Origin of the sequence: Rhodoplanes sp. Z2-YC6860 (assembly GCF_001579845.1) — a bacterium.
GTDB lineage: Bacteria > Pseudomonadota > Alphaproteobacteria > Rhizobiales > Xanthobacteraceae > Z2-YC6860.
The window spans coordinates 978,844-998,108 of the sequence record NZ_CP007440.1 but is presented as its reverse complement, the minus strand read 5'-3'; the positions used below and the strand labels follow the sequence as shown (position 1 = coordinate 998,108).

Below are 19,265 nucleotides of genomic sequence, written 5' to 3'. Positions count from 1 at the left end.
AACAATCACGCTTGAATGAAAACGGCCGCCGTCCTCATCCGAGGCCGGCGGCCGAAGCTTTTCCGGGACTATCTCCGGCTGAGGCGGCCGATGAGCGCGTTGGCCGCGATCGCGATCACGAAGAGTGCCGCGAGGACGGCATACATCCGCGGCATATCGAACGTGTTGTAGGCGTCGATGATCATGAAGCCCACGCCGCGGTTGGAGAGCTTGGTTTCCGCAAGCAGCACGCCGATCAAGGCGACGCCCATGCCGAGCCGGACTCCGTTGATGATCGGCTCGCGCATCGCCGGCAGATAGATCTTCGTCACCATCTGCCAGGTGTTGAGCCGGAAGCTGCGCCCAACGCGGATCAGCACACGGTCGATCTGGCGCATTCCGGCGGCGACGCTGAGCGCGATCGGGAAGAACGCCGAGATCGTGCCCATCGCGACCTTCGACTCGGGGCCGACACCGAACCACATGATCATGATCGGGAAGAACACGATCTTGGGCGTGGGACCGAGATAATAGAGGTAGCGTTCGAAAGCGCTGCTGACGAATGGGTTGGCGCCGAGCGCAAGCCCTGCCAGAAGCCCAGCGAGCCCGCCGATGGCGAGCGCGATGATCACCTCGGCGAGCGTGACATAGAGATGCCAGTAGAATCCGGGGATTGAGAATTCGGACCCGCCCAGGGTCCATTTCAAATCCGGATAGACGAGCAGCTGCCCCAGTGCCTTGCCGATCACCAGCAGCGACGGCATGACCTTGCTCATGATCGTGCCGAGCGAGGCCAGCGACGGATCGATCTGGCCGAGGATGCTGGCGACGTAAGCTGCGGTCTCCCACAGCACGACCGCCACGACAATGATCGCGATCCGCAGCACCATCACCGGGCTGAGCAGCGGCGCCGTGCGCGTGTCGGTCATGTGCCCGGTCTGAGCCATCGCTCGAGCCGTTCGGTTGCGATGAAGAACAGGACACTGACCAGGATCACGTAGCAGATCGCGGCGTAAGTGCCCGGCAGATCGTAGCGCTCGGCGAGCTCGTTGACGAGCTGGCCGAGTCCGCCGAAGTTGATCAGGAACTCGACACCGACGATGTTGATCAGCGCGAAGATCATGCCGAGGCGGACGCCGACGAAGATCGTCGGCAGCGCGGCCGGAAACAGTATCTTCCAGTAGAGCTGCGAGGGCGTGAGCTTGAAGCTCCGCCCCACATTGATCAGCACCGGCCGCGTGCCGGTGAGCCCCTCGAGTGTTTTCAGAATCACCGGCGGGAGCGCCGAGACGAAGGCGATCATGATGATCGTCCAGGCGCTCCGGCCGAATATCACCAGGAACAGCGGATACATCAAAACCAACGGCGCCGATGCGAAGGCCGCCACCCAGGTCTCGGTCGCAAGCCGCACGATCTTCACCCGGTGCAGCAGCACGCCGAGCGCGATGCCGGCGACGCTCAGCATCACGGTCGCAGCCATGGCTTCACCGAACGTCAGCGCGAAGCGCCGGAGCACGTGCTCGTCGTCGAAGATACGGCCGAAGCTCAGCACGACTTCGGACGGCTTGGGCACGATGAAAGCGTTGATGGAGCCTCGGTCGATCAGCCATTCGACCAACGCCAGAAAAACCAGAAGACAGGCGACGCCGAAGGCGAAGGGCACGAGCTGATAGGCAGCGGCGCGACCTCTCACCCTCCGCCTCCTGCCTGGCCTCCCGAAGCGCGGGCGCGCCGCGCTTCGTCTTCCTTCAGCCCCTTGCTGGCCTCCTCGCGCAGATCGTTCCAGATCTGCGCCACATAGCGGCCGAAGTCATCGCTGCCGACGATCTCGGAACTCCTCGGCCGCGGCAGCTTGATCTCGACGATGCGCTTGGTCCGGCCCGGCCGATAGGTCATCACCAGGATGCGGTCGGAGAGCTGCACGGCTTCGGTCAGGTTGTGCGTGATCAGAAGCGTGGTCTGCTGCAGTTGCTGCTGGATCTGCAGCACCTTGTCGCCCAACAGGAGCCGCGTCTGCTCGTCGAGCGCCGCGAACGGCTCGTCCATCAGCAGGATCTTCGGCTCGGAGGCGAGCGTGCGCGCCATCGAAACGCGCTGCCGCATGCCGCCGGACAGCTCCGACGGATAGCGCCGCTCGAAGCCGCCGAGCCCGACCATTTCGACGAAATGCCGCGCCTTGTCGTAGCGCTCCGTTTTGCCGACGCCGGCGACCTCCAGCGGAAACGCCACATTGTCGAGCACGGTGCGCCAAGGGAAGGTCGACTCCTCCTGGAAGATCATGCCGACCGAGGCGTGCGGGCCGCGCACGGTCTCACGTCCGACGCGGACCGCGCCGTCGTAGCCGTCGGTGAGCCCGCCGATGATGTTGAACAGCGTGGACTTGCCGCAGCCCGACGGCCCGATCACCGAGAGGAATTCGCCCGGCTGAACCGTAAACGACACATTGTCGACGGCTGTGAGAACGCCGTCAGGCGTTTCGAAACGCTTGACGACGTTCTCGACCGTGAGAAGTGGATCGGCGGCAGCCGCCATGGTCACCGCCGACCTTTCTTAGGAGCCGCGATCGGCCTTGCCGCGCGCCATTGCGGCGGCGGTGGCGGGGCTGTAGCCGCCGAGGATGCGTGCATCGACCACGGCGACGCCGCCGGCCTCGACCACCTTGATGGCCTCGTCGAGCGCCTTCTCGAGCTCTCCGGCGTTCCAGCACGGCCCGAAGCCCTTGGCGCCCTGGCCGCGGGAGACGGTCGCGATGTCGATATCCGGATCGCTGATGCGCTGGCCGATCCACTTGTTGTCGACCGGGCGATTACGAGCAACGGCCACACGTTCCTGATGGACCTCGTCGTTGTAGAACGAGCGATTGTTGGCCACCACGAACAGGATCGGAATGCGGTAATGCACCGCGGTCCACACCGCGGTGTTGCCCATCATGAAGTCGCCGTCGCCGCAGACCGCGACCGCCATACGGCCGGTTCCCTTGAGCGCCAGCGCCGCGCCGACCGAAATGCCCGGACCGCCGCCCACGCCGCCACCGCCGTCGGAACCGACGTAGTCAAGCGGATGACGGAACGGCCAGAACTCGCCGTGCCAGGACAACGACACGTGGGTGAGGCACACGGTGCGGTCGCCGATCGCATGACGCAGCACGTTGGCCATGTCGGCCGCGGCCATCTGGCTGTCCGCCGCCGGCTTCTCCTTGAGCGGATGCGGACGCGCGGCATGCGGCTTCTTCGGCTTGGCGCGGGAGCCGATGGCAGCCACCAGCGCTTCGACCGTCGCATCGGTTTCGGCCGGGATGAACAGGTCGACGGGCGGCAGTCCCTCGTAGTCCATGCTCCAGCCGTTGTGCAGGTTCTGATCGAGCGTCACCTGGATCACAGTCGCCGACGGGGTGAACCCCGCGGCCTTGAAGGTGCCGCCGAGATCGACCCAGTCGAGGCTGAGGATCACGTCGGCATCCTTGACCGCGTTGATCAGGTCATCGGTCGCGAAGGTTGCAGGCTGACCGAGGTGCAGCGGGTGGTCGGTCGGGAACGCCGCGCCGATCTTGAGGTTGGTCGCAACCTTGGCGTCGATCGCCTCCGCGAGTTCGATCCGCTTCTTCCAATTGGCTTCACTGCGGGAGAGACGGCCGGCGAGGATCAGCGGCTTCTTGGCATTGAACAGGAGGTCGGCGGCCTTCTTCACGAGGTCAGCGGAAGGACCCTGCACCACCGGCGGCATGTAGCGCTTGGCGTCGATCGGCGGCAGCGGCGCCGGAAGCTTCGCCTCCTGCACTTCGGCGTCGAGATTGATGTAGGTCGGACCGCACGGCGCGGTGTTGGCCAGCCAGTAGGCGCGCAGCACCGACTCGCGGGCCGCGCCTGGCGAGGCCGGCTGGTCGTCCCACTTGGAGAAGTTGCGGATGATGGCGCCCTGGTCGGCCGCGGTGTGGATCCAGTCGATCCACGGCCGGCGCTTCATCGCGTCGACCGGGCCCGTGGCGCCGAGGATCAGAATCGGCATGCGATCGCACCAGGCGTTGAAGATCGCCATGGTGGCGTGGAACAGGCCGACGTTGGAGTGCACTGCAGCACCCATCGCCTTGCCGGTGACCTTGGCGTAGCCGTGCGCGATCGCGACCGCAGCCTCCTCGTGCAGGCACAGGATCATCTGCGGCTGCTCGTTGCCGAGGAAGTTGACGATGGAGTCGTGCAGGCCGCGATAGCTCGCGCCCGGATTGAGCGCGATATACGGAATATCGAGCGCCGAAAGCGTCTCGGCCACCACGTCGCTGCCGAAGGCCGGCGCGTTGGTGCTGTAGGGGACTTGAAGCCGCTCGACCTTATGGATGTCCGGGTCTTTGGCGGTGGTGGATTTCGGTGCCATGGTGCTCACGTCCAAGTTCGGCCGGCTATCCATACGAGCGCCGGACAGGAGCACGCTTGCGGACGCGGCAAAAAGCGACCGAAAAAGACCATAGGGCGGAACGGCCGTCAAACCCCTGTTTCGCCGTGCCGGAATGCGGAACATCGCCGCACGCCGCCGATCCCGAGAGAGGCCCGTGCCCTTAGGAGACCATGCAGCGAGCTCGAAGCGAAACTACTTCTTCCGCACGACAAGTTTGACGGGTCCGCTCGCCGGCTCGACGCGATAGGTGTATCCCCGCCTGACGCCCACGTATTTCGTTTCGAGCACGATCGTGAATGCTTGCGCCATACGTTGCGCCGCATCCAAGGATGCGAATTGCTGGGTTGGCAAATCGCGATCCAGCATCGCGCGCATCAGGGAGATCGCCTCGGAGCGTTCCATGAATTCAGCCTGCGGGCTTGGCTTCCAACGTCTTAGTCCATGAAGGCCGCCTTGTGCAGCCACCGACGCCGCAGCCGGCACGGACACTCAATCTCCGACGATCATGCTCCATGGCGTCGCGTCACCGACCCCAACCTGCTCGCCTGCCGCCCAGGTCATCCACTCATGCACCACGTGACCGACCGGTATCAACGCCGGCGTGACTGCACCAGCAAGTCGGGCGCACCGCACTGGAGACCGACATATGGGTCGCCTTGCAGGAAATACCGCTCCGCCCGATCTTGACCTTGCCGCCAGGGGTCAATCCGCCGGTCAGGCAAGACGACATTGCGGCTCATCCCCGCATGTGACAGTTTCATGACGGTCGGCCGAGTTTAAGGAATCCTGGCTTGAGTTTTCACACATTTGCGGCCCCGCTGCTCTATTACGTTACGGCGGGAACCGTCCTCGTGCTGTTTTGCAGTGCAATAGCAGCGTTGGTCTGGACCCTGATGAAGCTCCGTCTGTTGCTCATCCGATGCCTCGGCGGTGCGCCTGGCGCGTCGGCCTCGATCGGTCAGGCCAAGGCTACAACTGAGCGAAAGAGGTCACATGCTCGGCTGGTTTCAAAGGCTGATGCCCCGTGAGGACAAGTTCTTCGAGCTGTTCGAACGGCATGCCGCCGTCGTGGTGGCGGGCGCGGACGCGCTGCGCAAGCTACTCGATACCAACGGTCAGGGCGGAAAGAAATACTGCGAGGAGATCTTCGCCCGCGAGAACGAGGCGGACGAGATCACGCGGCAGGTGCTGGTCGCGGTGCGCCGCACCTTCATCACGCCGTTCGACCGCAGTGACATCCAGACCCTGATCAGCACGATGGACGATTCCATCGACCAGATGAACAAGACCGCCAAGACCATCACGCTGTTCGAGGTCAAAAACTTCGAGCCCGAGATGCAGCGGATGGGCGAAATCATCTTTCAGGCCGCCAATCTGACCCAGCAGGCGGTGCCGCTGTTGAGCTCGATTGGCACCAACGCCGGCCGGCTCCACGAACTCACCGCCGAGGTGATCCGCATCGAAGAGCAGGCCGATCAGCTCAACGACGAAGGCCGTCGCAACCTGTATCGGCGCATCCGAGATGGCGGCAATGGCGGAAGCAATGCCGGCGCGATGGATTTCATCGTCGGCGCGGAGCTCTACAGCAGCCTGGAAAAGGTCGTCGACCGCTTCGAGGATGTGTCGAACGAGATCAACTCCATCGTAACCGACCATCTTTAAGCAGCAGGCCCATGGACCAGGTCATCAGCCTGCCGATCCTGATTGCGCTGATCGTCACAGCGCTCGCCTTCGATTTCCTCAACGGGCTGCATGACGCAGCCAACTCGATCGCCACCATCGTCTCGACCCGGGTGCTGCGGCCCCGCTATGCGGTGATGTGGGCGGCGTTCTTCAACTTCATTGCCTTCCTGTTTTTCGGCCTGCACGTCGCCCAGACCGTCGGCACCGGCATCATCGACGCCCAGATCGTCGATTCGCATGTGATCTTCGGCGCGCTGATGGGCGCGATCGTCTGGAACCTGATCACCTGGTGGGTCGGCATTCCGTCGAGCAGTTCGCACGCTTTGATCGGCGGACTGATCGGCGCAGGCTTCACCAAGGCCGGTTCAAGCGCCGTTGTGTGGTCGGGCGTCGGCAAGACCGCAGCGGCCATCGTGCTGTCGCCGCTCAGCGGCTTCGTGCTGGCGCTCCTGCTTGTGCTTTTGGTGTCGTGGTTGTTCGTCCGCTCCACGCCACGCGCGGTGGACCATCTGTTCCGGTCGCTGCAATTCGTCTCGGCCTCTCTCTATTCGCTGGGCCACGGCGGCAACGACGCACAAAAAACCATGGGGATCATCGCCGTCTTGCTTTACTCGCAAGGCCGGCTTGGCTCAGAGTTCTATGTGCCTTTCTGGGTGGTGCTGTCCTGCCAGATCGCGATGGCGCTCGGCACCCTGATGGGGGGCTGGCGGATCGTGCACACCATGGGCTCCAAGATCACGCGGCTCACGCCGATGCAGGGATGCTGCGCCGAGACCGCGGGCTCGATCACACTTTTTGCCGCAACCTGGCTGGGTGTGCCGGTGTCGACCACGCACACCATCACCGGTGCGGTGATCGGTGTTGGTGCGGCGCGTAGGGCCTCGGCTGTGCGCTGGAATGTGGCGAGCAACATCGTGGTGGCGTGGGTGATCACGATGCCGGCCTCGGCGCTGATCGGCTCGCTTTGCTACCTGCTCACCCGCCTGTAGCGATGACCAGCGTTCGCACGGGAAATACGCAATATGGCGCCCTTCCCTATCGGGTCAGCGGCGACGGCCTGCAAATCCTGTTGATCACCTCACGCGATAGCGGCCGCTGGATCATTCCCAAGGGCTGGCCGATCGCCGGATTGTCACCGAGCAACAGCGCGGCTCGTGAGGCGCTTGAAGAAGCCGGCGTCACCGGAAACATCAGCACCGACAGCATCGGCACCTACAGCTATGACAAGCGCCTCGCCAACGACGCGACGCGGTCTTGCGATGTTGCGGTTTTCGCCCTGGAGGTGACCGAGCAGCACGACACTTGGCCGGAGCAACATCAACGGCGGCGGGAGTGGCTCGGTGTCGAGGAGGCGGGCCAGCGCATATCGGAAGCCGAGGTGCGGCCGCTGATGGAGAAATTGCGCGAGCAATTGGCGACGCGCAAGTCGCAGCGCTGACGTCGCGCCTTGGATTCGAGACGAAGCGCTAAGCCGCCCGCACGCGGCTGAAGAAATTCGCGACCTTGGCCTCGAGATCCTGGGCGCGGGCCGAAAGCCGCGCCGTCCAGCCGCCGATCTCGCTGACCGCGGCAGCGGCGTGATTGGCGGCCTGCTCGACCGACTTGATCTCGACCGAGGCGCGCGCGGTGTTGCCGGCCGCGGTCTGGATAGACGTTGCGATTTCGCGGGTGGTCGCGGCCTGCTCGTCGACGGCGGCGGCGATCGAGGTCGAAACCGACGTCAGCTCGTGAATGGTGCGGCCGATCGAGCCGATCTCGCCGACCGCGCCCTTGGTCGCCTCCTGGATCGCGGCGACCTGCTGGGCGATCTCCTCGGTGGCGCGCGACGTCTGGTTGGCGAGCGCCTTCACCTCGGCGGCGACCACCGCGAAGCCCTTGCCGGCCTCGCCGGCGCGCGCCGCCTCGATGGTGGCGTTGAGCGCCAGAAGATTGGTCTGCGCCGCAATCTTGGAAATCAGCCCCACCACGGATCCGATGCGCTCGGCGGCTTCGTCGAGCGAACGGATGGCGTTGTTGGTGCGTTCGGTGTCCGCCACGGCGGAACGTGCCATCTCGAGTCCGCGCGCCGCCTGCTGACCGATCTCCTCGATCGAGCTCGACAGCTCTTCGGTGGCCGCGACCGTCAGGTCGACGCTTTGGCTGGTTTCGGTGGAGGCGTGCGAAGCCGACGCCATGCGCCGCTGCGTGTCCTCCGTGACGCTCTGCACCGTCGATGACGTCGTGCTGAGCGAGCCGGTCGCCTCCTTCAGTGCGCTGATGACGCCGCCGATGGCGCTGTCGAAATCGCCGATCGCATCGTCGATGGCCTGGCGGCGGGCGGAATTCGCGGCGCGGACGCGCTGCAAATAAAACGTCGACGTGGTCGCAAGATCGAAGAACACCGCCTGCGAGAGCACATGCATCTCTTCGGCGAACTTCGCGGCGTTGAAGCGATTCTTGCGCTTGAGCACGACGATCCAGGTGCGCAGCACCGCGGCCGCCGAGTTCATGCGCGCGCGGCCTTCGAAGCCGAGCGTCGCCTCCTGCTCGATCGTCGAACGGCAGCGCTCGAGATAAGCGTCACCGAACTCGGCCTTCAGCAATTCGGAAAACTGCGCCGACTCGATGCGCTGAAAGTCGTTGCCGTGGGTGCGGTAGGTGTCGGCGACCTGGGCGAGACGCTCCGCGCCAGCCACCACCTCGTTGACGGCCGCGCCGACATGCGGCTCAAGCACGGGCCCAAGCCGATGCAGAGTTTCGCGGACCCGATCGTCGATGGTGTAGTTCGCCAACCGGGCGGCTAATTCCGGTGAAACCTGCGGCAGCGCCATGGTGAGAACCGATCTTTGGCGAAGAGTGATGCCATATAAGGCAGGAATGGTTGTTCGAGCCTTAATGTGACACCTCCGTGCGGATACAGCACAAAGCCGCCGGCGTGATCCGTGGCGCGTGTCCCGCATGCTGGGCCAGCGGACGAGGGAGCGGCGTTGAAGCGCATGCGCCCTGCTGTTGCCCGCGTTGCGCAGGCATCATAGGCTTCGCGCACACCGGCGGTTGGGGAACACAGCCGGTGCAGTGGTGGCGGGCGTGGTGGACGCGTCATTGGACGAGTTGATCAAGCGGCTCACGCAGCGAATGCTGCGCAAGAAGCTTTACGTGGTCCTCTCCAAAGGTGGTGCAACGGCCGAGCAGCTCGGCGCGGTGCTGCCCAAGCATCTCGAGTACATGATCGGCCTGGAGAAGGCGGGCGTGCTGTTCGCCTCGGGCCCGCTCACGACCGCACCCGGCCAGCCGGCCGGTGACGGGCTGACGGTCCTTCGCGCCGCGAACCTCGACGAGGCGCGCGAGATCGCGCTCGCAGACCCGTTCGTGATCAACAACCTCCGCACCTTCGAGGTGCGCGAATGGACCGTGATGGAAGGCTCGATCGGCGTGACCGTGAACCTGTCCGACCAGACGATAGAGTTCGCGTAAAAAAACCAAGAAGACCAATTCCAGGGAGTGAGGATGCAAACGGTTGGTTTCGTCGGCGTGGGCAAGATCGGCCTGCCAATTTCGGAGAATCTCATCAAGAGTGGCCACAAGGTGCTCGGCTATCGCCGTGGGTCATTGGCCGAGTTCGAGAAGATCGGCGGGGTGCCGGCGAAATCGCCGGCGGACATCGGGGCGCAATGCGACGTGGTGCTGTCCTGCGTGCCCACCGCGGAAGCCATGGACGAGGTGGTGAACGGACCCAAAGGTCTCATCCACACGGCACGGAAAGGCCAGATCATCGTCGAACTCGGCTCACACGCCGTGCCCGACAAGGAGAAGCAAGTCGCGCCGCTGGCGGCGAAAGGCGCGGCCTATCTCGACGGCGAGGTGAGCGGCACGCCCGGCATGGTGTCGGCGCGCAAGGCCGTGATCTATCTCGGTGGCGACGCCGATGCGGCCAAGCGCGTCGAACCGGTGATCAAGGGCTTCGCCGACATGTGCCTCTACTTCGGGCCGTTCGGCGCTGCGAGCAAGGTGAAGCTCGTCAACAATCTGCTGGTCGCGATCAACATCGCGGCGACCGCCGAGGCGATGGCGCTCGGTCTGAAGGCCGGCGTCGACGTCGACCTGATGATCAAGGCGGTGGCGAGCGGCAGCGGCGGCTCGACGCAATTCGGCATCCGCGCGCCCTGGATGGCGCAGCGCAAGTTCCAGCCGGTGCAGGGCGCGCCGAGCCAGTTGTTTCACTATTTCGATCTGATCCGTGACTGGGCCGACTCGACCGGCACAGCCACACCGCTGCTCGATCGTGCGATCGAGGTTTATCAGAAATGCGTCGACATGGGGCTGGGCGACACGCACGACGTCGCCGTCCTGGTCGACGTGGTCAATGCCATGCAGAGAAAGAAGTCATGACCCTCCTCCCGAGAGACATTCGCGACATCATCCGCGTCAAAAAGATTTCCCACGCCACCTACGAGACGCCCGATCTCGAGGGGCAGATCGCCTATTACACCGACGTGCTCGGCCTGACGCTGACCGCCAAGGAGAAGGACGCGGCGTTCCTCGCCTCGACGCTCGACCATCATTCGGTGGTGCTGCGCAAGGGCGGCAGCGGCGACAAGGGCCAGTGCGTGCGGCTCGGCTTCCAGGTCGGCCTCGACGACGACCTCGGCGAATTCGAGAAGCAGACCAAGGCGCAGGGCATCAAGACCGAGCGCAAGAAGGACCCCGAACCGTCCATCGCCGAGATGCTGACCTTCGAAGACCCGAAGGGCACGGTGATGGAGGTGTTCAAGCGCGCCGACGTGCCGCCGCAGAAGTTCGCGACCAAGGGCATCGTGCCGCACAAGCTCGGCCACGTCGCGTTCTTCGTCAAAGACGTCAAGAAGGTCACCGACTTCTACTGCAATGTGCTGGGCTTCCGCGTCTCCGACTGGATGGGCGACACGTTCTCGTTCCTGCGCTGCGGCGTCGACCACCACACCATCAACCTGATGCAGGATCCGGAGAACCGGCACTTCCACACCGCATTCGAATTACGCGACTGGGGCCACATGCTGACCGCGTGCGACACCTTGAGCCTCAATGGCTACAAGCTGCTCTGGGGTCCCGGCCGGCACGGCATCGGCCACAATCTCTTCACCTATCACCGCGGGCCGAACGGGCTGATCACCGAGCTGTTCGCCCAACTCGACCAGATGAACGAGGAAATGGGCTACTTCGAACCGCGGCCGTGGCATCGCGACCGGCCGCAGTCGCCGAAGGTCTGGTCCAAAGACCCGAACGCCGCGAACTACTGGGGCATCATGCCGGTGATGCCGGAAGACCAGATGCACAAGTGATGCGGAGCAAGGGTGCGTGAAGATGACTCGGCAGAACCACAGCCGCCTTCACCCTCCCCTGGAGGGCGAGGGTGGGCACTGCCGATGCTGGAAGAGATGCTGCCACCATGACCTAGGAGACTGACAACAAGGGCGGCGCGCAATGACGTGCCGCCTCAAGGGAGGAAAACCATGTCCTGGAACGTTGGGAATGCGCTGCGCGCAGGCGCGGCGGCGTTGCTGATTGGATTGCTCTCGATTGCAAACGCCGCGGCGCAAAGCGGCGAGCCGATCAAGGTCGGCATGAGCCTGGCTCTGACCGGCGCCGGCGCTGCGCCCAGCAAGGTCATCAACACCGCGCTCGAAATCTGGCGCGACGACGTCAACGCCAAGGGCGGCATCCTCGGCCGGCCGGTGCAGCTCGTCATTCTCGACGACCAGAGCACGCCATCGAACGTGCCCAACATCTACACCAAGCTGATCACGGTCGACAAAGTCGACCTGCTGCTCGGCCCCTACGGCACCAACTTCGTCGCGCCGGCCATGCCGGCCATCATCCAGAACAAGAAGATGACGATCAGCTTCACGGCGATCGGCATCAACGACAAGTTCAACTACGACAAGTATTTCTCGATGGTCTCGGTCGGACCTGAGGGCGTGAACGCCTTCTCGATCGGCTTCTTCGATCTCGCGGCCCAGCAGAATCCCAAGCCGCAGACGGTCGCGATCCTCGCGGCCGACGCCGAGTTCGCGCAAAGCGCCGCGCAGGGCGCACGCGAGCAGATCAAGAAGCACGGCTTCAAGCTGGTCTACGACCAGAGCTATCCGCCCTCGACCACCGACTTCGCGCCGGTGGTCCGCGCCGTGCAGGCGGCGAATGCGGATATCGTCTTCATCGGCGCCTATCCGCCCGATAACGTAGGCATCATCCGTGCCGCCAACGAGATCGGGCTGTCACCGAAACTGTTCGGCGGCGCGATGATCGGCATGCTGGTGACGCCCATCAAGGTCCAGCTCGGGCCGATCGCTAACGGACTCGTCATCAACGAGAATTTTTCCGCCGCCATGGTGCCGAAAATCGAGGGCGCGGCCGAGTTCCTCAAGCGCTACAACGCCAAGGCCTCTGCCGCGGGCATCGATCCGCTGGGCTTCGCCTGGGGGCCGTTCGCCTACGCGGCCGGCCAGGCGTTGGAACAGGCCGTCACCGCGACCAAGAGCCTCGATCACGACAAGCTCGCCGCATACATGCACCAGGCGAGCTTCAAGACCGTGGCCGGCGATGTCTCCTTCGCCAAGAACGGCGAGTGGTCGAAGGCGCGTGCGGTCTGGACCCAGGTGCAGAATGCGCAACCCAACAATCTCGATCAGTTCCGCGACGGCAAAGCGCTGCCGGTGGTGTGGCCGCCGGACTGGAAGACCGGCACGCTGATCTATCCGTACGGGGATGCACGAAAGAAATAGCTGAACGCGAGCGCGAGTGCTCGCACACATCGTCGAACGCGAGCGCAAGCGCTCGCCATGGGGAGGGCAGCAATGAATGGACGTCGGAATGCGTTGCGATCGCTCGGCGCGGTCGCGCTTGCGAGCTTGCTCGGGATATCGGGCGCGGCCGCGCAAAGCGGCAACCCGATCAAGGTCGGCATGACGCTGGCGCTGACCGGCGCCGGTGCCCCCGCCGGCAAGATGATCCAGGCTGCGATCGAAATCTGGCGCGACGACGTCAACGCCAAAGGCGGCATGCTCGGCCGGCCGGTCGAAGTCATCGTCTACGATGATCAGAGCAACCCGGCCAACGTGCCGAACCTCTACACCAAGCTGATTTCGGTCGACAAAGCCGACCTGCTGCTCGGCCCGTACGGGACGAACTACGTCGCGCCGGTGATGCCCACCATCATCCAGAACAAGAAATTGCTGATCAGCTACACCGCGATCGGCATCAACGACCAATACAAATATGACAAGTACTTCTCGATGGTGCCGGTCGGCTCCGACGGCGTGAATGGCTTCTCGAGGGGATTCTTCGAGATGGCAGCGAAGCAGAATCCCAAGCCGCAGACTGTCGCGATCATCGCGGCCGACGCCGAATTCGCGCAAGGTGCCGCGCAGGGCGCCCGCGAGGAACTGAAGAAGCACGGCTTCAAGCTGATCTTCGACAAGAGCTATCCGCCGAACACCACCGACTTCACGCCGGTGATGCGCGCCGTGCAGGCGGCCAATGCCGACATCGTCTATGCGGGCGCCTATCCGCCGGACAGCGTGGGCCTCGTGCGCGCCGCGAACGAAATCGGCCTCAATCCGAAGATGTTCGGCGGCGCCCTGATCGGCCAGCTCGTCACGCCGATCAAGGCGCAGCTCGGCGCTGTCCAGAACGGGCTCGTCATTGCGGAGAGCTTCGTGCCCTCTCCCAAGCTCAATTTTCCCGGCCTCGACGACCTGATGAAGCGCTATCAGGCCAAGGCGGGCGAGCTGAAGACCGATCAGATCGGCTTTGCCTTCGTGCCGTTCGGCTATACCAACGGCCAGATTCTCGACCAGGCCGTCACCGCGACCAAGAGCCTCGACCAGGATGTGCTCGCCAAATACATCCACAGCCACAGCTTCAAGACCGTGGTCGGCGAGCTTTCATTCGGCGCAGATGGCGAATGGGCGAAGCCCCGGATGGTGCTGACCCAGTTCCAAAACATCGAGCCCAACAATGTCGAGCAGTTCAAGAGCGGCGCAAAGCAGCCGATCCTGTGGCCGCCGGAATTGGCGAGCGGCACGATGATCTATCCGTACGCCGAAGCGCGGAAGAAGCCGTAGCCGGGGCGCGGTCGTGCTCCGCGTCGGATCCGAACCTGACGGAGAAGATCGGACCGGCCCTGAATGCAAGCCCGCGCGCTCATAGGAACCCGGCCAGCGCTGGGATTGATTCTGGGCGCTCTATCGGTGTTGTCGGCAATCGCTGAGGACGCACCTCGGGAAGATCCCGCGGTGACCAGTCCGGTCAAATTGAGCGAAACCGGCGACGCACAGAAATCGCTGTGCTTGCTGCTCGAGTCGGCGGCGCGCGCCAACGGCCTGCCGGTGGAGTTCTTTGCCCGTGTGATCTGGCAGGAGAGCCGGTTTCGCTCCGACGCCGTCGGTCCGCTCACCCGCACCGGCAAGCGCGCGCTCGGCATTGCACAATTCATGCCGGGCACGGCCGCAGATCGGAAGCTGCTCAACCCGCTCGATCCCATTCAGGCGCTACCAAAGTCCGCGGAGTTCCTGCGCGAATTGCGGAGCGAGTTTGGCAACCTTGGCCTTGCCGCCGCTGCCTACAACGCCGGTCCACGGCGTATTCGCGAGTGGATCAGCGGCTCGGGAACAATGCCGTCGGAGACGCGCAACTATGTATTCGCCATTACCGGCGCTCCTGTCGAACAGTGGTCCAAGGCAGGCCCCGACGTTGACCGGAAGCAGCAGCAGGGGCTGGGCTGCGGCGAATTGATGGCACTGCTCAAGCGCGCGCCCAACCGGTTTGTTGCGGCGCTTGAGCAACGTATCGCCGCCGGCGTGATGCAGCCATGGGGCGTTATTCTCGGCGCCGATATGTCGCGTTCGCGCATCCTGAGCATATTCGCGGAGCTTCAGCGGCGTTACACCGCAATATTAGCCGGACGCGATCCGATCCTGTTTGAGCGCGGCCGCGGTCCGGTGCCGCGTTATCAAGTCAGGGTCGGGGCCGAAACGCGTGCGGATGCAAATTCGCTTTGCGTTCGCATTCACAAGAGTGGCGGCGACTGCGCCGTGTTGCGCAATCCTCGAACCTGACGGGCGGATCGCGGCCCACGCCATCGCAATACCATCGCGCGCAATGTCGAAACGCTTGTCCACGCTTGATTCATGAAAAACGAATCGGCACGGAAAGCCGCGCCGATTCACCGGAAGAAATGCTTTCTTAATGCGATCACTCAGATCGCAGGTTAGCATTTAATCGGATTCGTTCACCGGTTCGCGCAATCGTCCCGCTTTGTTCGCGAAGATCGAAGCGTCGCGCCAACCCGCGTTCTCCTTCACAGCCGGAATTTTTCGTTAACGCGAAAGACTTTGGGCACGAGGCAGAGCTACGTCGATACCGCTGCCAGAATTATTTGGCCATCGCGGGCTCGCGGCGGGTCGGCTTGAGCACCTGAGGCAGCATCTGGCTGCTCTTGGCTTTGTCCTGAATCGGCGCACGCGGCAGCTTTGCAACGCCCGGTTCCATCACGAAGGTGTAGTCGAGCGAGAACCACGGATCCTTCACGCCGGGCGCGGGCGGCGTCTCGTTTTCGTGCCGCACGTAATTGCCGAGGAGCCTCCGTGTCACTCCATGCTGTACATCGGTCTCGATGTTCGGATCGTCGGGCAGATAGACCTGCGAGATGTGGGTCTTGAAACCCTGCTTGTAGATCAGGAAGTGCAGATGCGCGGGCCGCATGTTGTGCCGGCCCATCGCCTTGATCATGTCGCCGACCGGGCCGTCGATCGGAATCGGGTAGCCGGCAGGCTTGATGCTGCGGAACGCGAACCGGCCGTTCTTGTCGGTCATGAACTTGCCGCGCAGATTCATGTCGGCCTGGGTCGGGTCCTGGTTCTCGTAGAGGCCTTCGGTCGACGATTGCCAGACATCGACCTCGGCGTCGGCCACGGGCTTGCCGTCACGATCCTTGACCTCGATGTTGCAGAACAGTTCCGGACCCGGCGTCGGCGAGCGCACGATCGAACCGCCATTTTCGGTTCGTGGCGAGTCAGTGCGCCAGAACGGACCCAGCAGATTGGCGGTGGTCTCCGTTGCGCCGCCTGCACCATTGTTGAGCAGACACACCAGCGTCGAGACGCCGAGGGAGCCCGAAGCCAGCACCGCCTCGTTGTGGAAGGCGTTCGAGGCCTGGCCGATGGCGTTCACATAGGCGCAGGCCTGGTGGAATTCCTCCTCGGTCAGCTTCGCTTCGCGGACGAAGGCATGCAGGTGCTTGACCAGCGCCGTCATGATCTCGCGGAAGCGCGGGTTTTCCGCGCGCGCGATTTCAGCGAGCACCGCGGGGGTGACCTGGTCCGGACCTTCGATGATCATGAATTTCTCCTCGGCTTGGCATGCCGCTATTCCACGGCCGCCTGCTGCATTCCTTGAGGGAATTGATATGCTTCGCCCCGCGTTTGCTCAATCCCTGCGAATGTTCGCTGGTCCCTATTTTCCGTGAGTTCAGAATGGCCGCCCACCGTATCGACACCCACCATCACCCCTATCCGCAGGTCTACATCTCCAAAACCGGCGAACTGCTCAAACACACCACCCACGCCTTCTACGACCGGCTGACCAAATGGAAGCCCGCCCAGGCGATCGAGGCCATGGACAAAAGCGGGATCGCCGTGTCGGTGCTGTCGGTGTCGACGCCGAGCGTCTGGCTCGGCAGCGCGCAGGCGTCGCGCACCTTCGCTCGCGAATGCAATGAAGCCTTCGCTGAAATCCAGAGCAATCATAAGGGCCGATTCGGGCACTTTGCGTCCCTGCCTCTGCCCGACACCGAGGGCTCGCTCCGCGAGATCGAGTATGCTTTTGACGAACTGAAAGCCGATGGCATCGCGTTGACGACCAACTATGTCGACAAATATCCCGGCGACGAAGCCTTCGCGCCGGCGTTCGACGAGCTCGACCGGCGCAAGGCCGTGGTCTATTTCCACCCGACCGCGGCGAGCTTTGCCTTCAACGTCATTCCGAACATCCCGCCGCCCACCATCGAATTTCCGTTCGACACCACGCGGGCGATCACGAGCCTGCTGTTCAGCGGCACGTTCCACCGCTGCCCGAACATCAAGTGGATTTTCTCGCATGGCGGCGGCGCGCTGGGAATGATCGCGCATCGGCTTGTGGGGCTCGCCAAGAACCGGCCAGAGCTCAACGCACGCGTGCCGAACGGCGTGATGTACGAGCTGAGCCGGCTCTATGTCGACGTCGTCGGCGTCACCTCGCCGGGGGCGCTGCGCGCCGTGCTCGACGTCGTGCCGATGTCGCATCTACTGTACGGGTCGGACTTTCCGTTCTGGGACCCGGACGTGACGGTGAAGGGCCTTGCCGGGCTGAAGCTCTCGGTGGCGGATTTGCAGGCGATCGAGCGCGACAATGCGCTGAAGCTCCTGCCGAACCTGCCACACTGATCCGGCTTCGGGTCGCGGCATTTCAGCCAACGCTCCGCTGTCCCGGGGTTTTGTTTTCGGACGCCGGGTGCGCCCGTCTCCCTGTTTTCCTTGTCCTCTCCCATAGGAGAGAGGAATGGAGCGCCGGGAGGCGCCAGGAGGTTTGCGAGACCTCCTTTAGGCCGGCCTTTGCTAAGGGCCAGCCTGCGCGCCAAGCTTCCGGGACCCATGGCCCTTGAGGGCCAGTGCTTTGAGGGCGGTGGGGGTCCCGTGGCACGCGGGCCCGTGCGAAGAGCCCGGCGCCTCCTGGCGCTCCATCCGCGGTCCGCGTTGTCGGCGGCCGCATCCTGCTCCGTTGTCAGACATCGCGATCGACGATGTCCTCGACGAATCAAACGATATGAACTTAACGTGAACAAATATATTCGTCAAGTGCACTATGGCTCTTAGCCCGGCCGATGGGATGAAAGGCCCATTCGGCGAAAAAGCCAGCTAGAGCGGTTCACTTCTTTTCTGAATCGCTGGGGATTCCGCTGGGCTTCGAATTGTGATTCAAGCTGCTGGCTGGGTTGGAGGCCAGCAGCTCATGACCCGACCTCTGTCCAATGATCTGCGTGAGCGTGTCGTTGCGGCGGTGCGGAACGGTGAGAGCTGCCGGACGGTGGCTTCGCGGTTCGGCGTGGCGGTGTCGTCGGTGGTGAAGTGGTCTCAGCGCTATCGGACGACTGGCTCAGTGTCGCCGAGCAAGATGGGTGGATATCGCAAGCCGGTGCTCGATCCGCATCGGGCCTTCATCCTGGAGCGCATCAGACAGACCCCGCATCTGACCCTGCATGGGCTGAAGGACGAACTTGCCGCGCGTGGGGTAAAGGTCTCGCACAATGCCGTGTGGCTGTTCCTGCGGCGCGAAGACCTGCGGTTCAAAAAAAACACTGTTCGCGCTTGAACAGGCCCGGGCCGACATCGCCCGCAGACGAAAGCGCTGGCGATCCTGGCAGGCCGGTCTCGATCCACGGCGTTTGGTCTTCATCGACGAAACCTGGATCAAGACCAGCATGGCCCCGCTGCGCGGATGGGGACGCAAGGGCGATCGCCTGCGAGCTTACGCGCCGCATGGTCATTGGCGGACGCTGACCTTCCTCGGCGCGCTCCGCCACGACGGCCTCACAGCCCCTTGCGTGTTCGATGGCCCGATCAACGGCGAGTGCTTCCGAGCCTATGTCCAGCAGCAACTCGTTCCCGCACTGAAGGCCGGCGATATTGTCGTCATGGACAACCTCGGAAGCCACAAGGCTGCCGTGCTGCGACAGATCATAAGAGCAGCCGGAGCCAGGCTCTGGTACCTGCCGCCCTACTCGCCGGACCTCAATCCGATCGAGCAGGCCTTCGCCAAGATCAAACATTGGATGCGCATGGCTCAAAGGCGCACCATCGACGATGTCTGGCGCCAAATCGGCAGCCTCGTCACAACCATAGGCCCCCGCGAATGCAGCAACTACTTCGCAAACGCCGGATACGCTTCCGTCAAATTGTGAACCGCTCTAGCGCTTGATCGTGGGAGCCGAAATGAATTCGATGCCGACCTGCTCCGTGCCGCGCCAGACGACACGGCACCACTTCCGGAGATCGGGTTGCAGGCGGAGCAGGAACTCGTCCGGCAGCGAAGCAACATCTTTCACGAGCAGCTTTGCTCCGGTCTCCGACACATCGGCAAGAGAGCACGCCGTCGGCGTTTCGACATAGGCGCGCACGTCGAGCGTGCGGCGCCGGTGTTTGCGGAGGTTGTCGGCGATGGTGTGT

At 63.7% G+C, this 19,265-nt stretch carries 19 protein-coding genes and 1 pseudogene; 12 read left to right on the top strand and 8 right to left on the bottom strand.

Going from position 1 to position 19,265, the window contains the following annotated elements; all coding sequences use genetic code 11:
• Positions 1-68 precede the first annotated feature (68 nt).
• The 5 genes from RHPLAN_RS04615 to RHPLAN_RS04595 all read right to left on the bottom strand — a co-directional run bounded on the left by RHPLAN_RS04615 (position 69) and on the right by RHPLAN_RS04595 (position 4,770).
• The gene (locus RHPLAN_RS04615) at positions 69-908 is read right to left on the bottom strand and encodes an ABC transporter permease (RefSeq protein ID WP_237180049.1); all 840 of its coding nucleotides are present in this window, start codon (positions 906-908) and stop codon (positions 69-71) included.
• Complete coding sequence (locus RHPLAN_RS04610) at positions 905-1,672, bottom strand: ABC transporter permease (RefSeq protein ID WP_084244307.1); 768 nt, start codon at positions 1,670-1,672, stop codon at positions 905-907. Before RHPLAN_RS04610 ends, RHPLAN_RS04615 begins: the two co-directional genes overlap by 4 nt.
• Positions 1,669-2,511, bottom strand: coding sequence for an ABC transporter ATP-binding protein (locus tag RHPLAN_RS04605; RefSeq protein ID WP_068014238.1), 843 nt, complete (start codon positions 2,509-2,511; stop codon positions 1,669-1,671). Before RHPLAN_RS04605 ends, RHPLAN_RS04610 begins: the two co-directional genes overlap by 4 nt.
• 18 nt (positions 2,512-2,529) lie before the next feature.
• Positions 2,530-4,347 (bottom strand): thiamine pyrophosphate-binding protein, encoded by a 1,818-nt coding sequence (locus tag RHPLAN_RS04600; RefSeq protein ID WP_068030603.1) that lies wholly within the window; start codon positions 4,345-4,347, stop codon positions 2,530-2,532.
• A 213-nt stretch (positions 4,348-4,560) separates the two neighbouring features.
• Positions 4,561-4,770: a hypothetical protein gene (locus RHPLAN_RS04595; RefSeq protein WP_068014236.1), complete on the bottom strand. Its 210-nt coding sequence runs from the start codon at positions 4,768-4,770 to the stop codon at positions 4,561-4,563.
• A gap of 591 nt (positions 4,771-5,361) precedes the next feature.
• On the opposite strand from RHPLAN_RS04595, the gene RHPLAN_RS04590 reads away from it, so the two are divergent.
• Genes RHPLAN_RS04590 through RHPLAN_RS04580 form a run of 3 tightly spaced genes read left to right on the top strand, consistent with a single transcriptional unit; the run spans position 5,362 to position 7,489 of the window.
• A complete protein-coding gene (locus RHPLAN_RS04590) occupies positions 5,362-6,030 on the top strand; it encodes a DUF47 domain-containing protein (RefSeq protein WP_068014235.1) in 669 nt (222 codons plus the stop codon).
• Between the two features lie 11 nt (positions 6,031-6,041).
• Positions 6,042-7,040, top strand: a complete 999-nt coding sequence (locus RHPLAN_RS04585; RefSeq protein ID WP_068014233.1) for an inorganic phosphate transporter — start codon at positions 6,042-6,044, stop codon at positions 7,038-7,040.
• 2 nt (positions 7,041-7,042) lie between these two features.
• Positions 7,043-7,489 (top strand): NUDIX hydrolase, encoded by a 447-nt coding sequence (locus tag RHPLAN_RS04580; protein WP_068014231.1) that lies wholly within the window; start codon positions 7,043-7,045, stop codon positions 7,487-7,489.
• A gap of 28 nt (positions 7,490-7,517) precedes the next feature.
• On the opposite strand, the gene RHPLAN_RS04575 is transcribed toward RHPLAN_RS04580, so the two are convergent.
• The gene (locus RHPLAN_RS04575; protein WP_198164717.1) at positions 7,518-8,861 is read right to left on the bottom strand and encodes a methyl-accepting chemotaxis protein; all 1,344 of its coding nucleotides are present in this window, start codon (positions 8,859-8,861) and stop codon (positions 7,518-7,520) included.
• Positions 8,862-9,120: 259 nt separating this feature from the next.
• Here RHPLAN_RS04575 and RHPLAN_RS04570 point away from each other — a divergent pair, with 259 nt between their 5' ends.
• The 7 genes and pseudogenes from RHPLAN_RS04570 (at position 9,121) to RHPLAN_RS04545 (ending at position 15,122) form a co-directional block, all read left to right on the top strand.
• Positions 9,121-9,504 carry a YciI family protein gene (locus RHPLAN_RS04570; RefSeq protein ID WP_198164716.1) on the top strand — a complete coding sequence of 128 codons (384 nt, stop codon included), beginning with the start codon at positions 9,121-9,123 and terminating at the stop codon, positions 9,502-9,504.
• A gap of 24 nt (positions 9,505-9,528) precedes the next feature.
• Positions 9,529-10,005 (top strand): annotated as a pseudogene (locus tag RHPLAN_RS40895) (NAD(P)-dependent oxidoreductase); the annotation flags it as partial.
• Entirely contained in the window at positions 10,000-10,419 is a 420-nt protein-coding gene (locus tag RHPLAN_RS40890; RefSeq protein ID WP_335341082.1) for an NAD-binding protein, read from the top strand. The pseudogene RHPLAN_RS40895 and the gene RHPLAN_RS40890, both read left to right, overlap by 6 nt.
• Positions 10,416-11,348, top strand: coding sequence for a VOC family protein (locus RHPLAN_RS04560; RefSeq protein ID WP_237180048.1), 933 nt, complete (start codon positions 10,416-10,418; stop codon positions 11,346-11,348). Before RHPLAN_RS40890 ends, RHPLAN_RS04560 begins: the two co-directional genes overlap by 4 nt.
• Positions 11,349-11,519: 171 nt before the next feature.
• Complete coding sequence (locus tag RHPLAN_RS04555) at positions 11,520-12,788, top strand: amino acid ABC transporter substrate-binding protein (RefSeq protein ID WP_068014225.1); 1,269 nt, start codon at positions 11,520-11,522, stop codon at positions 12,786-12,788.
• A gap of 72 nt (positions 12,789-12,860) precedes the next feature.
• The gene (locus RHPLAN_RS04550; protein ID WP_198164715.1) at positions 12,861-14,129 is read left to right on the top strand and encodes an amino acid ABC transporter substrate-binding protein; all 1,269 of its coding nucleotides are present in this window, start codon (positions 12,861-12,863) and stop codon (positions 14,127-14,129) included.
• A 171-nt stretch (positions 14,130-14,300) separates the two neighbouring features.
• Complete coding sequence (locus RHPLAN_RS04545) at positions 14,301-15,122, top strand: lytic transglycosylase domain-containing protein (RefSeq protein WP_442971805.1); 822 nt, start codon at positions 14,301-14,303, stop codon at positions 15,120-15,122.
• A gap of 316 nt (positions 15,123-15,438) precedes the next feature.
• Here the strand turns inward: RHPLAN_RS04545 and RHPLAN_RS04540 are convergent, their stop codons facing one another.
• Positions 15,439-16,404, bottom strand: a complete 966-nt coding sequence (locus RHPLAN_RS04540; RefSeq protein ID WP_068014220.1) for a dioxygenase family protein — start codon at positions 16,402-16,404, stop codon at positions 15,439-15,441.
• A 134-nt stretch (positions 16,405-16,538) separates the two neighbouring features.
• On the opposite strand from RHPLAN_RS04540, the gene RHPLAN_RS04535 reads away from it, so the two are divergent.
• Both RHPLAN_RS04535 and RHPLAN_RS38185 read left to right on the top strand, forming a co-directional pair.
• On the top strand, positions 16,539-17,486 hold the full coding sequence (locus tag RHPLAN_RS04535; RefSeq protein WP_068014219.1) for an amidohydrolase family protein: 948 nt from the start codon (positions 16,539-16,541) through the stop codon (positions 17,484-17,486).
• 565 nt (positions 17,487-18,051) lie between these two features.
• Positions 18,052-19,000 (top strand): IS630 family transposase gene (locus RHPLAN_RS38185; RefSeq protein WP_157099989.1). Its coding sequence is split into 2 segments (ribosomal slippage): positions 18,052-18,387 and positions 18,389-19,000, totalling 948 coding nucleotides; the frame shifts between segments, so codons are not numbered across the junction.
• A gap of 6 nt (positions 19,001-19,006) precedes the next feature.
• Here the strand turns inward: RHPLAN_RS38185 and RHPLAN_RS04520 are convergent.
• Positions 19,007-19,258 carry a PilZ domain-containing protein gene (locus RHPLAN_RS04520; RefSeq protein ID WP_157100061.1) on the bottom strand — a complete coding sequence of 84 codons (252 nt, stop codon included), beginning with the start codon at positions 19,256-19,258 and terminating at the stop codon, positions 19,007-19,009.
• Positions 19,259-19,265 lie beyond the last annotated feature (7 nt).

Bases quoted from the DNA above. Each gene is read 5' to 3' on its own strand.
- RHPLAN_RS04615 (WP_237180049.1), bottom strand. From the start codon at position 908: ATGACCGACACGCGCACGGCGCCGCTGCTCAGCCCGGTGATGGTGCTG.
- RHPLAN_RS04605 (WP_068014238.1), bottom strand. From the start codon at position 2,511: ATGGCGGCTGCCGCCGATCCACTTCTCACGGTCGAGAACGTCGTCAAG.
- RHPLAN_RS04600 (WP_068030603.1), bottom strand. From the start codon at position 4,347: ATGGCACCGAAATCCACCACCGCCAAAGACCCGGACATCCATAAGGTC.
- RHPLAN_RS04595 (WP_068014236.1), bottom strand. From the start codon at position 4,770: ATGGAACGCTCCGAGGCGATCTCCCTGATGCGCGCGATGCTGGATCGC.
- RHPLAN_RS04590 (WP_068014235.1), top strand. From the start codon at position 5,362: ATGCTCGGCTGGTTTCAAAGGCTGATGCCCCGTGAGGACAAGTTCTTC.
- RHPLAN_RS04585 (WP_068014233.1), top strand. From the start codon at position 6,042: ATGGACCAGGTCATCAGCCTGCCGATCCTGATTGCGCTGATCGTCACA.
- RHPLAN_RS04580 (WP_068014231.1), top strand. From the start codon at position 7,043: ATGACCAGCGTTCGCACGGGAAATACGCAATATGGCGCCCTTCCCTAT.
- RHPLAN_RS04575 (WP_198164717.1), bottom strand. From the start codon at position 8,861: ATGGCGCTGCCGCAGGTTTCACCGGAATTAGCCGCCCGGTTGGCGAAC.
- RHPLAN_RS40890 (WP_335341082.1), top strand. From the start codon at position 10,000: ATGTGCCTCTACTTCGGGCCGTTCGGCGCTGCGAGCAAGGTGAAGCTC.
- RHPLAN_RS04560 (WP_237180048.1), top strand. From the start codon at position 10,416: ATGACCCTCCTCCCGAGAGACATTCGCGACATCATCCGCGTCAAAAAG.
- RHPLAN_RS04555 (WP_068014225.1), top strand. From the start codon at position 11,520: ATGTCCTGGAACGTTGGGAATGCGCTGCGCGCAGGCGCGGCGGCGTTG.
- RHPLAN_RS04550 (WP_198164715.1), top strand. From the start codon at position 12,861: ATGAATGGACGTCGGAATGCGTTGCGATCGCTCGGCGCGGTCGCGCTT.
- RHPLAN_RS04540 (WP_068014220.1), bottom strand. From the start codon at position 16,404: ATGATCATCGAAGGTCCGGACCAGGTCACCCCCGCGGTGCTCGCTGAA.
- RHPLAN_RS04535 (WP_068014219.1), top strand. From the start codon at position 16,539: ATGGCCGCCCACCGTATCGACACCCACCATCACCCCTATCCGCAGGTC.